This is a genomic window from Streptomyces sp. SID14436 (assembly GCF_010548465.1).
Taxonomy (GTDB): domain Bacteria; phylum Actinomycetota; class Actinomycetes; order Streptomycetales; family Streptomycetaceae; genus Streptomyces.
The window spans coordinates 1-1109 of the sequence record NZ_JAAGMD010000820.1 but is presented as its reverse complement, the minus strand read 5'-3'; the positions used below and the strand labels follow the sequence as shown (position 1 = coordinate 1109).

Annotated in this window: 1 protein-coding gene and 1 pseudogene; one reads left to right on the top strand and one right to left on the bottom strand. The window is 75.4% G+C overall.

The features are described from left to right. Positions 1–355 precede the first annotated feature (355 nt). Positions 356–838, top strand: a complete 483-nt coding sequence (locus G3I53_RS29975) for a DUF456 domain-containing protein (RefSeq protein WP_164333112.1) — start codon at positions 356–358, stop codon at positions 836–838. Here G3I53_RS29975 and G3I53_RS29970 read toward each other — a convergent pair. After that, positions 801–1109: pseudogene (locus G3I53_RS29970) on the bottom strand (hypothetical protein); the annotation flags it as partial. The gene G3I53_RS29975 and the pseudogene G3I53_RS29970 sit on opposite strands and share 38 nt — an antisense overlap.

The window sequence follows — 1109 nt, the reverse complement described above, 5'->3', positions numbered from 1 at the left end:
CTCGTCCGCCGGCGGCGCCCCCTCGTGCACCGTGCCGGCCGCCGAGGCGAAGCGGTCGTCCAGCGAATCGGGCGCGGGCGCGGGCCCCGTGTCGCCGGTGGAGCCGTCGTACAACTGCCGCCACCAGTCGTCCTCGTGGCCGGTGGGCCTTCCCCCCTGCTGACTCATGCCCCCGATTCTCCACCGCCCGGGCCGGTTGAAAACGGGGCATCAGGAAAATCCCCGCCCGCCGCACCCCTGGGGAGCCGGGTCGGGTGAAGGGTGGGACACGTGTGCGACAAGGGGCCGGAGTGGGACGCTCCCGTGTGGGCTCCGCCGGACTGCGCCCTCCCCCGCCCTCCTGCACCCTGGACTGATGGGAGCATGGGACCTCCTGCTGACCGGGCTGGTGATCCTGTTCGGTCTGTGCGGAGTGCTGGTGCCCGGGGTGCCCGGATCGTGGCTCGTGTGGGCCGGGGTCGCCTGGTGGGCGCTGAAGGACCCCCGGCCGGTCGCGTGGTGGGTGCTCGTGGGCGCGACCGTCCTGCTGTTCCTGTCCCAGGTGGTGCGCTGGGCGCTGCCCCCGCGGCGGCTGCGGGTGCACGGCACCGACGCCCACATGATCGCCTACGCCGGCGTCGGTTCCTTCCTCGGCTTCGTGCTGGTGCCCGTGCTCGGCGCCGTCCCGGGTTTCCTCGGCGGCATCTACCTGTACGAGCGGCTGCTGCTGGGCCGGCACGGCGACGCGAGGGCGGCGGTGCGCACGGCCATGCGCTCGGGCGGTTCGAACCTGCTGGCGGAGTTGTTCACCTGCCAGCTGATCACGGCCGCCTGGATCGGCGCGGTGTTCTGGGGCTGACGTCGGCCCCCGGCTTCGGTCCCCGGCAGGGCCGTCGCTGTCCGGCCCGCGCGAGCCGTTCCTCCCCCGCGACGTCCAGGTGCCGCAGGGCGTACGAGCGCCAGGGGCGCCAGTCGTCGGGCGCACCGGTGCCGGGCGGGGCCACGTCGGGGTCGCCGAGGGCGCGGGTGCGGATCACGGCGACGGTGTGGTCGTCCAGGCCGGGCAGGGCGCGCAGGGCGGCCGTCGCGGCGTCCCGGTCGGCGCCGGGGTCCAGCCGCAGGGTGCCGTC

What these genes read in the sequence shown, in the direction of transcription:
- G3I53_RS29975 (WP_164333112.1), top strand. Translation starts at nt 356, where the DNA reads ATGGGAGCATGGGACCTCCTGCTGACCGGGCTGGTGATCCTGTTCGGT.